Origin of the sequence: Pseudochrobactrum lubricantis (assembly GCF_041929865.1) — a bacterium.
GTDB lineage: Bacteria > Pseudomonadota > Alphaproteobacteria > Rhizobiales > Rhizobiaceae > Pseudochrobactrum > Pseudochrobactrum saccharolyticum.
The window spans coordinates 83,698-96,945 of record NZ_JBHEEE010000001.1; the positions used below are offsets into that span (position 1 = coordinate 83,698).

The 13,248-nt window shown below is 52.1% G+C and carries 14 protein-coding genes and 1 riboswitch; of the genes, 2 read left to right on the forward strand and 12 right to left on the reverse strand.

The features are described from left to right. Positions 1-86: 86 nt before the first annotated feature. The gene (locus tag JNC80_RS00400; RefSeq protein ID WP_075654373.1) at positions 87-1,271 is read left to right on the forward strand and encodes a PA0069 family radical SAM protein; all 1,185 of its coding nucleotides are present in this window, start codon (positions 87-89) and stop codon (positions 1,269-1,271) included. Positions 1,272-1,468: 197 nt separating this feature from the next. Next, on the forward strand, positions 1,469-2,179 hold the full coding sequence (gene rnhB, locus JNC80_RS00405) for a ribonuclease HII (RefSeq protein WP_376709143.1): 711 nt from the start codon (positions 1,469-1,471) through the stop codon (positions 2,177-2,179). Positions 2,180-2,327: 148 nt separating this feature from the next. Here rnhB and JNC80_RS00410 read toward each other — a convergent pair whose 3' ends face one another. The 12 genes from JNC80_RS00410 to JNC80_RS00465 form a co-directional block, all read right to left on the reverse strand. Further along, entirely contained in the window at positions 2,328-2,807 is a 480-nt protein-coding gene (locus tag JNC80_RS00410; RefSeq protein ID WP_151158451.1) for a F0F1 ATP synthase subunit B, read from the reverse strand. 11 nt (positions 2,808-2,818) lie between these two features. Then, positions 2,819-3,430: a F0F1 ATP synthase subunit B gene (locus JNC80_RS00415; RefSeq protein ID WP_376709145.1), complete on the reverse strand. Its 612-nt coding sequence runs from the start codon at positions 3,428-3,430 to the stop codon at positions 2,819-2,821. A gap of 111 nt (positions 3,431-3,541) precedes the next feature. Beyond that, positions 3,542-3,769 carry a F0F1 ATP synthase subunit C gene (locus tag JNC80_RS00420; RefSeq protein WP_022711131.1) on the reverse strand — a complete coding sequence of 76 codons (228 nt, stop codon included), beginning with the start codon at positions 3,767-3,769 and terminating at the stop codon, positions 3,542-3,544. Between the two features lie 181 nt (positions 3,770-3,950). Next, entirely contained in the window at positions 3,951-4,703 is a 753-nt protein-coding gene (locus tag JNC80_RS00425) for a F0F1 ATP synthase subunit A (RefSeq protein ID WP_022711130.1), read from the reverse strand. Between the two features lie 179 nt (positions 4,704-4,882). After that, positions 4,883-5,308 (reverse strand): AtpZ/AtpI family protein, encoded by a 426-nt coding sequence (locus tag JNC80_RS00430; protein WP_376709146.1) that lies wholly within the window; start codon positions 5,306-5,308, stop codon positions 4,883-4,885. Positions 5,309-5,519: 211 nt separating this feature from the next. Further along, positions 5,520-6,818 carry a cell wall hydrolase gene (locus JNC80_RS00435; protein ID WP_213596767.1) on the reverse strand — a complete coding sequence of 433 codons (1,299 nt, stop codon included), beginning with the start codon at positions 6,816-6,818 and terminating at the stop codon, positions 5,520-5,522. 336 nt (positions 6,819-7,154) lie between these two features. Then, positions 7,155-8,513 (reverse strand): MATE family efflux transporter, encoded by a 1,359-nt coding sequence (locus tag JNC80_RS00440; RefSeq protein WP_376709147.1) that lies wholly within the window; start codon positions 8,511-8,513, stop codon positions 7,155-7,157. Between the two features lie 297 nt (positions 8,514-8,810). Further along, on the reverse strand, positions 8,811-9,305 hold the full coding sequence (locus JNC80_RS00445) for a CAP domain-containing protein (RefSeq protein ID WP_213596765.1): 495 nt from the start codon (positions 9,303-9,305) through the stop codon (positions 8,811-8,813). A gap of 71 nt (positions 9,306-9,376) precedes the next feature. After that, on the reverse strand, positions 9,377-9,643 hold the full coding sequence (locus JNC80_RS00450) for a DUF6460 domain-containing protein (protein ID WP_022711125.1): 267 nt from the start codon (positions 9,641-9,643) through the stop codon (positions 9,377-9,379). 101 nt (positions 9,644-9,744) lie between these two features. Next, positions 9,745-10,740 (reverse strand): GlxA family transcriptional regulator, encoded by a 996-nt coding sequence (locus tag JNC80_RS00455; protein ID WP_075654369.1) that lies wholly within the window; start codon positions 10,738-10,740, stop codon positions 9,745-9,747. A 140-nt stretch (positions 10,741-10,880) separates the two neighbouring features. Next, positions 10,881-11,726, reverse strand: coding sequence for a glycosyltransferase family 25 protein (locus tag JNC80_RS00460; protein ID WP_376709148.1), 846 nt, complete (start codon positions 11,724-11,726; stop codon positions 10,881-10,883). Between the two features lie 112 nt (positions 11,727-11,838). Beyond that, positions 11,839-12,930: a 2'-deoxycytidine 5'-triphosphate deaminase gene (locus tag JNC80_RS00465; RefSeq protein ID WP_376709149.1), complete on the reverse strand. Its 1,092-nt coding sequence runs from the start codon at positions 12,928-12,930 to the stop codon at positions 11,839-11,841. Between the two features lie 152 nt (positions 12,931-13,082). Continuing rightward, positions 13,083-13,162, forward strand: a riboswitch (SAM riboswitch). Positions 13,163-13,248 lie beyond the last annotated feature (86 nt).

Below are 13,248 nucleotides of genomic sequence, written 5' to 3' on the forward strand. Positions count from 1 at the left end.
CGCATAATTCGCGCCGTATTCATTGCTTCATTTTGATTGTTTTGCTCCGGTCATGCTGTCACGGCATTTCCGGCAAGGAGAAAGCTATGGCAATTTTACAGGAGGTTTTCGGACCAGCCGATCAGGCTGTCTTCTCCCGTTCGGCCGTCTTCGGATCGGAGCGCACAGATCAGGCAAATGCTATTGTTGACGGCACCGGCTTGCGGATTGACCACAGCCGTCGTCGCGGACGCGGTGCCGGTATCAATCCTTCCGGTCGATTTGAAAGTCAGACACGCATCGATAGTGATGATGGCTGGAACTCTCTGGAAGAGCTGGAACCGTTCAAGACAGAAGTCCAGATCGAAAAGCCGCGCACCATCATCACCCGTAATGACTCGCCGGATATTAATTTTGACCGCTCAATCAATCCTTATCGCGGTTGTGAGCATGGCTGTATTTATTGCTTTGCCCGCCCTACCCACAGCTATATGGGACTGTCTGCCGGTCTTGATTTTGAAACCAAACTTTTTGCAAAGCCGGATGCGGCACGGTTGCTGGAAAAAGAACTTTCCAAAGCCGGTTATATTCCCAAGACGATCGCCATTGGCACCAATACAGACCCTTATCAGCCGGTAGAAAAAAAATGGCGGATTATGCGGGATATATTAAGTGTGCTGGATGCCGCCAATCATCCGGTCGGCATCGTCACCAAATCCGCACTGGTTACCCGCGACATTGATATTCTTGGTTCGATGGCTGAGCGTGGTCTGGCAAAGGTTGCCCTCTCTGTCACCACCATGGATGCCAAATTAGCACGGAATATGGAGCCGCGTGCCTCAACACCGGGATTGCGTTTACAGGCTATCCGGCAACTGAATGAAGCAGGTATTCCTGCATCAGTGATGCTTGGCCCGGTGATCCCCGGCATCAACGACCACGAGATTGAACGTATATTGGATGCCGCCTATGCGATGGGCGCACGCGAGGCGGGATATGTCTTGCTGCGCCTGCCTTATGAGGTCGCACCACTCTTCAAGGACTGGCTGCTGCAGCATTTTCCTGACCGTTACCGCCATGTCATGTCCCTGTTGCGCTCAATGCGCGGCGGCAAGGACTATGATGCGGAATGGGGCAAGCGGATGCGTGGTGATGGTCCTTATGCGTGGCAGATTGGCCGCCGCTTTGAGATTACCTGTAAAAAGCTCGGGCTGAATATTCATAAACGGCGCCTGCGTTGTGATCTGTTCACCCCGCCGCAAACAAGCGGCGTTCAGCTCTCGCTTTTCTGATCTGCCCTCAGAGCGGCTCCAATCAATATCGATACGGTGGAACCATTCTTTTTCTTTGTTTTCACGCATTTCCGTATGCATCGGAAATGCTCCGGCAGATATAGGCTGCCCGTCCTTTTGCCGGCAGCCTTCCACATCGTGCCCCCCCTTTTTGCGATGTGGCTTGCGGAGAATTAGATAGGATGCAATCTCAGCACATGAGTAAAGCACCATCTGATTCTCCGCTTTTTTCTGAAAAGCGACCGAAGTCGCCAGCCAAGACAAAGGCTGACAAATCTGAAATATTCACGCCCGATTACAGCCATGAGCAGCAGCTGCAAGCTCAGGGTTACAAACTGATTGCAGGGCTCGATGAAGTCGGCCGCGGCCCTCTTGCAGGGCCCGTAGTTGCGGCCTGCGTGATCCTCGACCCTGATAATCTGCCTGAAGGTCTGGATGACTCAAAGAGGCTCACCGCTGCCAAGCGCAACCGCCTATTTGAAACAATTATGGAAAAGGCTGTTGCCGTCACATTATGGAGCCTCAGTGCGCGTGCGATTGATGAAAGCAATATTCTGGCGGCATCCTTGCTGGCGATGAAGCGCTGCGTGGATAGTCTGACAATCAGTCCGGATTATGCTTTGATTGACGGCAATAAAACCCCAGGCGGACTGCCCTGCCCTGCCATGACATTAGTCAAAGGCGATCAACGATCCCTGACCATTGCGGCCGCTTCGATCATTGCCAAAGTCACCCGCGACAAGATGCTGGAACGCGCTGGTCTTATCCATCCTGCTTACGGCCTTGAGAAACATGCAGGATACGGCACTGCGGCGCACCGGCAGGCGATTGAAGAACAAGGGCCGGTTGCCGGTCTGCACCGCTACAGCTTCGCTCCGATTAAGGGACGCTGGACAGCGGATAAATAAGCGAGACACCGAATACGTGTCCCTGATGCAGTTTCGATATGCGCTAACTTGCGAAGACACAAAGCATCGCCGCAGAACAACAAGCCCGATTTCAGACATAAAAAAACGCCGCATAAAGCGGCGTTTTTTTGAACTTTATGAACTGCAATCAATTCAGGTTGGTTTTAACCTGATCCAATGATGCTTTGAACATTTCACCGGCAGTTTTTGCGTCCATTTTATTTGCAATCAGCGAACCGGCAGCAGCAACAGCGATTTCCACTGCAGATGCACGAACCTGATTAACAGCATCACTTTCAGCCTGAGCGATTTTCTGTTCAGCCAGCTTATTGCGGCGAACAATATAATCTTCCGACTTCGCTTTTGCTTCGCTCAGCAGAGCTGCAGCTTCACGCTGTGCAGCAGCAACGATTTCGCCAGCTTCTTTTTCAGCTTCTTTGCGCTTGCGGTGATATTCAGCAAGCAGAGCCTGAGCTTCTTCACGCAATGTGCGTGCTTCGTCCAGTTCCTTGGCGATATTGGCAGCACGTTCATCAAGCGAACGGCCAATCATGCCAGGCACTTTAAGATAGGCCAGCAGCGCCAGGAAAATAATCAGACCGACGAGGGCAATAAATGTTGCATCCATAATGGTCTCCCTTACGCGCTGACAGCTTTAACAGTAGCTGAGATTTCAGCTTTGTCGGACTTGCCGCCAAGCAGTTTCTCAACGATTTCTGCAGTTGTTTCTTCAGCAATCGAGCCGAGATCGCTCATCGCTTTTGCCTTAATGGCAGCGATGCGTTCTTCAGCTTCAGCCAATTTCTTTTCAAGCGATGCTTCAACGGTTTTGCGTTCGGCATCAATGTCATGCTTTGCCTTATCACGGGCTTCCTGACCGATAACAGCCGCGCTCTTGCGGGCTTCAGCCAGTTCCTGCTCGTAAGCAGCAATTGCATTGTCAGCATCGGTTTTCAGGCGTGCAGCCTGTTCCAGATCCTGTGCAATACGGTCACGACGCGTTTCGATGACACCGCCGATACGTGGCAGCACAACGCGCGACATGAACAGATAGAACAGCCCGAAGGTAATCGCGAGCCACAGAAGCTGCGATGCATAATGGGTGGAATCAAATGGTGGAAACACGCCTTTACCGGCATCGTGCGCCACACCTGTTTCAGTGTGCACAACAGAGTTGCCACTGTCAGCTCCCGACACTGGTGCCGGCTGAGAGTCAGTTGCGGTTTGGGCAAACGCCGTGGACACGAACATCCATTTTCCCCTTATCACTCAGGCTTAATAAACGATAACCAGCCGCATATGCCTTCAGGTCTCACAAGGAGATTTTTGCATATGCGGCCGATTTAATCCGGCAGCTTAAGATTAAACTGCGAACAGGAGCAGAAGCGCGATGAGCAGCGAGAAGATGCCCAGAGCTTCAGTTACGGCGAAGCCGAATACCAGACGGCCGAACTGGCTGTCAGCGGCAGACGGATTGCGCAGTGCACCCGAAAGAAAGCTACCGAAAATGTTGCCGAGGCCGAGAGCCGTACCGGCCATACCGAAACAGGCCAGACCTGCGCCGATGTACTTTGCTGCTTCCGCTTCCATGTTAAGCTCCTTCTGGATTGATATAAATGCGGATTTCAGTTCTGGCGGAAACCCGCCGGTGATATTTCAGAGCGACCTGTTATTTCAAAATCATGTGTTAGACACAGGTATTTTCAAAATGCAGAGCCTGATTGGTAGATAGGCAAGACTGCTGCCCGATAACGGACAGCAGTAATTTCAGTTAGTGACCGTCCGGATGAACTGCATCATTGATATACATGCAGGTCAGAACAGTGAACACATAGGCCTGCAGGAATGCGACCAGGAATTCCAGACCGGTAATAGCAACGGTCATGAACAGAGGCAGGATCGCACCACCAACACCGAGCGGACCGAGTGCAGCCATGGAAACCACGAAGCCTGCGAAAATCTTTACGGTGATGTGACCGGCCAGCATACTGGCGAAAAGACGCACAGAGAGGCTGATCGGACGGGACAGGAAGGAAATGATTTCAATCGCGGATACCAGCGGCACGATAGCCATAGGAACACCGCTTGGCACGAACAGCTTGAGGAAGCGGAAACCGTGCTTGAAGAAACCGTAAATAATCACTGTTCCGATCACCAGCAGCGCCAGCGCGAAAGTAACAATAATCTGACTGGTTACGGTATAGAAATACGGGAACAGACCGATAAAGTTTGCTACAAGGATGAATGTGAACAGAGAGAACACAAACGGAAAAAATTTCATCCCATGAGAACCGGCAGAATCCCGCAAGGAGGATGCCACAAACTCATAGGCCATCTCAGAAACTGACTGCAGGCGTGTCGGAACAATGCCGCGACCTGCTGATGTCAGAAACAGAAAAGCGGAAGCGGTTACGACAGTCAGCACCATAAAGGCGGACACATTCGTAAACGACAGATCGACACCGCCGACATCGATAGGAATCCATCTGGAAACCTGAAACTGATGGATCGGATCGTTTGCCACCTTAACCTCACCTGTCACCCGTGCCCGAAGGCGTTACATTCATGCCCGAGGGCGCTTCTCAACCGCAAACTTGCGTTCCGGTCTTTTCAGAACACTCAAAAGCAAATCTGCCTGAGCCGCCCTGTTGCCTTTACAGACTTATTCACTGCCGTGCATATGAAGGATAACCTTTATGCACATTATTTTTCTTTCTGTTGCTTCTCGCCCACATTATTGCCGCTTTCTGCAACATATCCTGCGGTGCGTAAAACATTCAGAGTACCGGCACCGAATCCTAAAAAGAGAAAGATAATCAATCCCCAAGGGTTCGTACCCAGAACACGGTCAAAAAACCAACCTAAAACCGCACCTACCACGATACCAGCGATAAATTCACTGGATAATTTCATGGCCTGCGCCATAGAGCTTGCGTTTTTCTCAGCCTGTTCATCTTTTTTGGATTCCACCCCCACGCCCTTAGCAGCCAAATGGCTTTCAAGCTTACGAAGACGGTCGTCCAGACTCCCCTGAGCGTCGGCCTGAGATCCGGCCTGCACCGGACCACCAGCTTCGCTTGCCGCATCATCGGATTGCTGAGGCTTTTCGGGTGTTTTCCCGACTGCCATTCATGCCTCCTTTGGCAAGAAAACCGAGGTTTCCACCCCACTCTGAAGTCGGCCGCAACATATTAACAGCCAACTCATTCGTCAAGGCACTGTCTGCACAGAAGTTGAAGGTTTTTTGTATTATTAAATCATATACTTAACAGGCAGCAGCATGAAGCAGGCCTTGAATCCCGCTTCACACCGTGATTTCAGACAGCGAATCCTTGACAGATCAGCTCCAGCCGCCGCCGTAAGTCCGGTAGAAAACATGCAGGCCGATCTTTTTGACTTTTTCCATCGTTGACGCCCAGCGAGGTCGTACATAAGTCGCATGATAATGGGTCGCCGAACCCACTTCCGGCAGCCAGATCTGACCCGCTGTGACAGCTTTCGCTACCTGCTGTGCCATACGCCAGTGACCCGGCTCTGTGACACGATGTTTTAAACCGTCACAGGCGAAGGAAAACTGACAGGCATTACGCCAGTCTTTATTCTGATAAACTACGCCGCAGATCGTGGAAGGATAAGCAGGGTTACGTACGCGGTTGAGAATAACCTGACCAACAGCCGCCTGCCCTTTGACCGGCTCGCCGCGTGCTTCAAAATAGATACCTTCAGCCAGACATTTCTGCTCTGCCGCGCTGAATGCTGCCGGTGGCAACGGGGTCGCTGCCCAATTGTGATCCCGCGCACTGATTGGCGGAATGAAGCGTCCATTGTCCTTTTCCGGCACCAGAATGCTCTCAAAAGGCGATGTTTTGGCATAATCCGGCTTGGACGGCGCATAACCGAGCGCCAGCACATCCGGTGTATCATTGGTAATCAGTGATGCGAGTGCTGTCGGCACTGGCACGACCGGCTTCACTTCCGGACGATGGAAAGCGAGTGTGATTTCCACTTCCTTACCGCGGATCGGACCTTTGACAAAAGCTGTTTTGACGTCTTTTTTACCGGCTACCGGCTGCATCAGCCTGGGACTCACCGATGAAACCTGCTCTGCCAGCGAACCGGCATTGAACATACGTGCCGGAGCTTTAGTCTGCACGGAAACCAGACGCCCCTGCTTGTCAGTGCGGCTGATACGTTTTTCATCGGGATTTGGATCGTCGACACCGCGTTTTCCGCCGGCAACGCGTCCGCTCATTACCACGCGACCCACGCCGCTAATATCTGCCGCAGCGCTCAGGCTGCCTGTGACTACGGACGAATCAACAAACGGCATTTCCGCCTGATGAATGGAACCGGCTGGCGCATCCACCATATAGGTTGCCCAGCGGCTGCCCGATTGCTCGGCAACACTCATCATACTGGCCATATCCTGATAGGCGATGACATTGCTTGAATAGAAAAACAGCCCTACTCCGGCGAGAAGCTTTGGCAGGGTCGCGGATTTGCGCTTCTGCTTAACTGTTACGGCCACCGGATAATAGCGGCCATCCTGCGGGCAGTAACCCTCGGAAGGATAATACCAGACCTGTGCTGGCTCATTGCCGGATCGGCCAAACAGGGCCCGCAAAGCTACACTACGCACCGGAATACTCCACTCACTCAACAAGATGACTATAGTCAGATAATGATCTATTAACCTTGATGCTTCGTTAACGCAGGTAGCGTTTAGTCATTGATTTTATTTATTAATTTTTAATTAACATGAAGATTGCCAGTCACCTTAAGCGGTTAGTTTTTATTGACCTTTCCCGTGGCAAAGCGGCAAAAATCCGGACTTTACCCGCAGGGATAGTTCATAAAAAATATTTCTAATTTAGAAAAATCATTAGTCCAAAAATAAACCTGCCGGATCATCAGGCATGATGATCCGGCAGGTTTAATATTACCCATTACAGGCTTTAATGCAGAGACGGTATCGTCAGGCGACCAGAAACTCCCCGCGATAGCGCCTTGGCAACATCGCAGACAGAGTAACGCCGCGAATAAACAGGAACATATTCAGCGCCAGCCACAGGCTGTGATTACCCAGCCAGTCACGGGTACCGTAGAGCACACCGAAAAACACAAACAGCGACAGGAACATCATATTGCGCATGTCTTTAGACCAGGATGCGCCGATAAAAATACTGTCCATCTGGAAAGCATAAAGACCGGTGAGTGCAGTGAGCGACACCCAAGGCAGATAATAAACCGCCATCATGCGGACATCCGGCTCCGTTGTCAGAATATTGACCAGACGATCTCCGAAAGCGAGGAAGATCAGCCCCATGACAAAAGCCATGACCATGCCCCAGAAGAAGGTCAGCTGAATCGAGCGCCGGAAGGCCGGACTGTAACGCGCACCGACTGCCCGCCCTGCCAGCTGTTCGGCAGCAATGGTTACACCTTCCAGAAAGAAGCCGACAACGAGATAGAAATTCATCAGCACCGCATTGGCCGCCAGAGTGATTGTGCCCATTTCATTGCCGACGCGGGCAAAGAATACATAGGTTGACATCAGCAACAATGAGCGGATCATAATATCGCGGCTGATAACGATCATCCGCCACATACCGGCTTTGTCGAACAGCCGGTTGACATCCAGCTTGCGCAAAGCGCCGCCGCGCCAGATCAGCACTGTCATACCTGTAATGGCTGCCACGGTTTCGCCGGTGACAGTCGCCCATGCAACGCCGGAAACCTCCCAGCCAAGCCCCAAACCCAGAACCAGCGCCAGAATAATATTGATACCATTCAGCAGGAATTGCAGCGCTAGGCCAAACAAGCCTTTACCGCGTCCCAGCAACAAGCCAAGAACTGAGAAATTGATCAGTGCCATTGGTGCCGAGAGCATACGGATCGACACATATTCGTTCAATGCTTTGGCTGTATCGGATGTAGGCTTGAGAATATCATTGGCCGCATAGAGTGTGAGCGGCAGAAGCGCGATCATCAGCAAACCGGCAACCAGCGCCACAATAATTGCGCGCCAGAACACCATAATTTCTTCCGAACAGTCACCGCGCCCCATGGCCTGTGCAACAAGCCCTGTCGTGCCGGAACGCAAAAAGCCGAAAATGGAAAACAGACAATCAAAGACCAGAGCGCCCATGGCCAGACCGCCGAGCATACCGGCATTGCCAAGCTGCCCGATCACACCTGTATCCACCAGCCCGAGCAAAGGCGTGGTCATACCGGCCAATGTCATAGGAATAGCGATCGTCAGCACCATCCGGTGCGTGACATTGAACGGGCGAACGAGAGACGTTTCGAGCGCGTCATTATCTGGCTTGAACATAGAGCGGTTCCACTTAAAGCGGCCTCAAGGAGCCGCTCTATTTGGGTATTAACGCATTGTCCGGCGTAAAACCGGCTTCCACTGTTACTGGAAATGCTTAGATACCACACGAATACTGTCAGCGAATAAAAAGACCCTGCTGTCAGCCGTGCGTGCTCCTCACCTGAAGATAGTAAGTGCAGATAGTTTTTCCGGTCAGCGCAGAAGATCCTGCACTGTCATATCCTGTTTTCCTGTCATGGTCAGCAGGTTTCTGCATCAGGACATCAATTTGTCGCGGCCGTTTATCATTGCAATTTACGGCAGATCAACACCGTAGAGCATCGCCCAATAAAGATAATGCGGCTTGTCTGCCCGCGCCGCATAGGCAAGGCCATAGCGGGTAAAGATCGGATCAAGCAGATTTTTACGATGACCGGCAGAATTCAGCCAGGCATTCAGTGCGTCCGGCACGTCTTTTTGGCCGGATGCAACATTCTCCGCAGCAGGGCCGCGGATACCGGCCTGTTTCAGCCTGCCGCCAAAACTGTTTCCCCAACCGATGCTGTGACCGATTTTGCCGTGCTTTGCCATTAACCGCGCCTGATGCAGTGCGGCCTGTTCAAGCTTCGCTTCCGGCATCATCGGCGGCGCACCATATTGGCGGCGCACTTTATTCACCATAGCCGCCACGTCCTCTTCTGCAAAAGCATCAGAGAGCGGCAGGATGGCAGGGCTCAGCAACAAAGCGCCACCGGCAACCAGTAACCGGCGGCGTGAAATCAGCGCAGAAGGCAGCAATGTATCAGTCATCGAAAACCATAAATAAAAGAAGGATTTTTCAGATGCATTCCCGAAGCCGCTACACGCCTTCAGAATGCATTTTATTTCCTGTAATTGATAATTCTGAGCAAAATAAAGGCAGGGATCACAACTGCCGCGCCCAGCAGCAGATAATCAGCAAAACGTGACAAGGCTGAGAAACCCATATTCCAGATTCTTACGAAGAAATCGCGGATATTCCAGAGAATATCATAAGGTGTCCAGTTAAAGGCATGCATCACAACGCCGACAATCAGTGACACCAGTATCAGTTTAACGATGACACGACCCGGTGTATCGCCCAGAAAGCGGGTAGCACGGTCAGACATAGAAGCACTCCTTTGTTGAGACCAACAAATAAGCGCGAATATCTGAAGAGACAAGCCTTCCCTGCGCCGGATATTGACCGGTTGCGTTCCACATTCAGGTTTCAGCGGCTATTTTTATAGGTACGCGGCAGGCTCTGGCTCTGGCGCAGGAAAGAACGGTTCATACTGCGCGTGTCTGTGAAGCCGCTGGCGACAGCCACTTCAAGCAGAGATGCACTTCCGCTCATCAGCAATTCCTTGGCGCGTTGCACCCGCAATTCCTCGCGCACCTGAAAGGCCGTTTTGCCCAATCCCAACCGGAACCCGCGCTCCATCTGGCGGGTGGAAATCCCAAGACGGCGCGCTACTTCAGCCATTGCCAGCGGATCTTCCAGCGTTTCTTCAAAAATACGGATTGCCTTGCGGATCATCGGTGAACGTACGCCGTTGAAACTCAGCGCAGGTTGCTCCGATGTCAGCAACTCATAAGGAAACATCAGGATGGAGGCGCTTTTACGTGCCAGCTCCTCAGAGATTTCCGCCTGAATGATGGAGAGCGCCAGTGAAGCAGCGCCCAAACCACCCGCGCAGGTAAAATGCCGGCCACTGCGATGGAACAGACTGGTTGTATCCGCCGTGAACCCGTCAAATAATTGCAGGAAATCGTCTTTATGAAACCAGTTCACGCAGCAATTGCGATCTTCCAGCAATCCGGCTTCAGCCACAATGAAGGCGGCGGTGCACAGGCCGATGACATTTTTCTTCTGACGGTCGGCGCGTTTCAGCACTTCAATCAGCGTATTTTGCCCCGGCCGGTAATGGGGAAGAACGCCGCCGACAACAACAATATAATCACAATCATCCAGCGCACCGATCGGGGCGGTTGGCTCCACCGCCATACCGGAGCTGGATTCCACCGGCAGGCCGGTGAGCGTACAGATTTTCCAGCCGCAACGGATCTGGCGGCTTTTGTCCTTATCATCTGCGGCAAGGCGAAACGGATCGAGAAACAGGCTGAGCGCAGACAGGGTAAAACCGGGCAAAACAACAATACCCAGCGTCAGACGCTGTGTTTCTGTTTCTGCGTTTAAAACTGTTCGGTTCTTTTCCATTGCCATGATCGTGCGCATCACTCCCCTTGAAACGCATAATCCTGTCTGTCATCCGGCATACAGGCCAATCTGAGCGATAAAGTCCGCCACAGCTTTTGTAAAGAGTACATAGAATTGTGAGTACAATACGCGCTCTTATCGGGTACTCACTCTGCAGGGCTGATTTTTAGGGGCAGGACAACCGGATCAGCCGTCGGCAAAGCAGAATTACCGCTCAGGCGCCGCTTCAGACGCGCTGTCCATAAATGCCGGTAGGAGCGCAATTTGTTGAGCACAAACCATCTTTGCCGGATCAGATTGTAGAAGAAATGTTTCTCAACGGACGCAGCCGTTCTTGATCCGGTTCCTAGCGCATCTATGTCACTTTGCACGCCGCGCGCTTTGACTAAAGGCGGCCAAACGGCCAGACCTGTATTGGTTCTTGTCAGCCAGAAACGCAGATAATTATCTACCGGCGCAAAGATTTCATGCTGGCTGTTGACGAAATTCTGCGCACCGGCACGCGACCATATCAAACCGCCTGTCGTCATCGGAAAATAATGCGCACTGGTCAGATTGCGCTGCTGATCCTGCCCCTGCAGCGTGCAAAGCGGGGTATGACGTTTTATTCCGTCTGTCCCAATATTAATGAGATCCCAGTAACGCCCGTCTTTTTCGAGCCATGACAGCAATTCTTCCGCCATTTTAGCAAGGTCTGCCGGAACGGACATATCATCTTCCAGCACCATTGCGTATTTCTCGCCGGAATCCAGAAACATCTGCGCCGCTTTAAGATGGCTCAGATAACATCCGAGCTCTCCGCCGCTGACCTGACAGCCCATAAACGCCAAAGCGCGTTTTTCGTGATAGGCCGGATGCGCTCTCGGATCACTTTTCCGGCCATCTACCGCCGGAACGCGGATAAATTCTATACCCGCGCGCTCCAATTGTCCGCGGGAAATGTCAAGCCGTTCCTGACTGCCGTCAAGATTTACAAGATAGGTTCTCACCATAGTCTCCGCCATAAAATGGCTTAAAGCCTCCTGCCAAAAACCGGCAGGCGCGCATCAGCGACGTATCACTAGATGTTCATTTGCGGAGATACAATCAAGAAATTATGAGTTTTTAACGGAAATGTTTTGACAGTTTCAAACCCTGCGCCTGATAGTGCGAGCCGAGATCACTGCCATAGAGCGCTTTCGGCCGTTTGAGCATGTGTTCATAAATCAGACGGCCGACAATCTGTCCGTGTTCAAGGATAAACGGCACTTCATGGCTGCGCACTTCCAGCACTGCGCGGCTGCCCTTGCCACCGGCAGAGACATTACCAAAACCCGGATCGAAGAAACCGGCATAATGCACGCGGAACTCACCGACCAGCGGATCAAAAGGGGTCATTTCCGCAGCATAAAGCGGCGGCACATGCACGGCTTCCTGTGAAACCAGAATGTAAAATTCATCGGGATCGAGAACCAGTTCGCGATGTCCGCGATCATAGATCGGCTCCCAGAAATCCAGCACATCATGCTGCGCGCGTTTATCGACATCAACAACAGACGTATGGTGTTTACCGCGATAGCCGATCAGGCCGTTTTCACCGCCGCTCAGATCAATCGACAGCGCAATCCCGCCATTGGAAATGTTCGGCACAGCGGAAGCCACCAGCGTTTCCGCCGCGTGCAATGCAGCAAGTTCGGCTTCATTGATATGCGCAGTGCCTTTGCGGAAGCGGATCTGCGACAGGCGTGAGCCGGTACGCGCCACAATCGGGAAAGTGCGCGGGCTGACTTCCAGATACAGCGGCCCCTTATAACCGGCAGGCACCTTGTCAAATTCCTGCGCATTATCGGTGATCACACGGGTGAAAATATCGAGACGACCGGTCGAGCTTTTCGGGTTTGCGGAAGCCGACAATTCCGATGGCAGCGCCAGACCTTCCAGCAGCGGCACAATATAGACGCAGCCGGTTTCCAGCACCGCACCTTCACGCAGATCAATCTCATGCAGCTTCAGGCGTTCCAGTTTTTTGGCAACCGGTGTGTCCGGCCCCGGCATGAAAGATGCACGGACGCGATAGGCTTTCTCACCAAGACGAAGATCAAGACTGGCAGGCTGTATCTGATCGTGATCCAAGTCCCGCGCTGAAGTCAGCGCACCGGTTTCAAACAGAGCTGCAATATCGCTGTCTGCCAAAATTCCGCTATCTCGGGTCATCATTTGTCCAGTCATAAAATACTATTTTGCCGCAATCTAGCCTTGAACGGTTAAAAGAGGGCTACTGTGATATGCGCATTTACAGATAGATTTCACTCCCCGCTGTCAAGTCCTGTGAAATCGAGTGCTTGACATTATAATCATAACAGTCCTACAAAATCAGTCGTGGTGATTTGGCCGGCCGGCTTGCAGCCACGTTAAAGAAGTCGCTAAATATGGCCGCGGTTCCGAACCGGTCTTTTTGCGTCTTCATGCAAAGGCCGGTTTTTTATTGGCCGGTGTGGCCCGAACCCTGCCGACCATCCTTTTATATAGGCTGGA

What these genes read in the sequence shown, in the direction of transcription:
- JNC80_RS00440 (WP_376709147.1), bottom strand. Translation starts at nt 8,513, where the DNA reads ATGTTCAAGCCAGATAATGACGCGCTCGAAACGTCTCTCGTTCGCCCG.
- JNC80_RS00415 (WP_376709145.1), bottom strand. Translation starts at nt 3,430, where the DNA reads ATGTTCGTGTCCACGGCGTTTGCCCAAACCGCAACTGACTCTCAGCCG.
- JNC80_RS00455 (WP_075654369.1), bottom strand. Translation starts at nt 10,740, where the DNA reads ATGGCAATGGAAAAGAACCGAACAGTTTTAAACGCAGAAACAGAAACA.
- JNC80_RS00400 (WP_075654373.1), top strand. Translation starts at nt 87, where the DNA reads ATGGCAATTTTACAGGAGGTTTTCGGACCAGCCGATCAGGCTGTCTTC.
- JNC80_RS00465 (WP_376709149.1), bottom strand. Translation starts at nt 12,930, where the DNA reads ATGATGACCCGAGATAGCGGAATTTTGGCAGACAGCGATATTGCAGCT.
- JNC80_RS00460 (WP_376709148.1), bottom strand. Translation starts at nt 11,726, where the DNA reads ATGGTGAGAACCTATCTTGTAAATCTTGACGGCAGTCAGGAACGGCTT.
- JNC80_RS00410 (WP_151158451.1), bottom strand. Translation starts at nt 2,807, where the DNA reads ATGGATGCAACATTTATTGCCCTCGTCGGTCTGATTATTTTCCTGGCG.
- JNC80_RS00420 (WP_022711131.1), bottom strand. Translation starts at nt 3,769, where the DNA reads ATGGAAGCGGAAGCAGCAAAGTACATCGGCGCAGGTCTGGCCTGTTTC.
- JNC80_RS00445 (WP_213596765.1), bottom strand. Translation starts at nt 9,305, where the DNA reads ATGACTGATACATTGCTGCCTTCTGCGCTGATTTCACGCCGCCGGTTA.
- rnhB (WP_376709143.1), top strand. Translation starts at nt 1,469, where the DNA reads ATGAGTAAAGCACCATCTGATTCTCCGCTTTTTTCTGAAAAGCGACCG.
- JNC80_RS00430 (WP_376709146.1), bottom strand. Translation starts at nt 5,308, where the DNA reads ATGGCAGTCGGGAAAACACCCGAAAAGCCTCAGCAATCCGATGATGCG.
- JNC80_RS00450 (WP_022711125.1), bottom strand. Translation starts at nt 9,643, where the DNA reads ATGTCTGACCGTGCTACCCGCTTTCTGGGCGATACACCGGGTCGTGTC.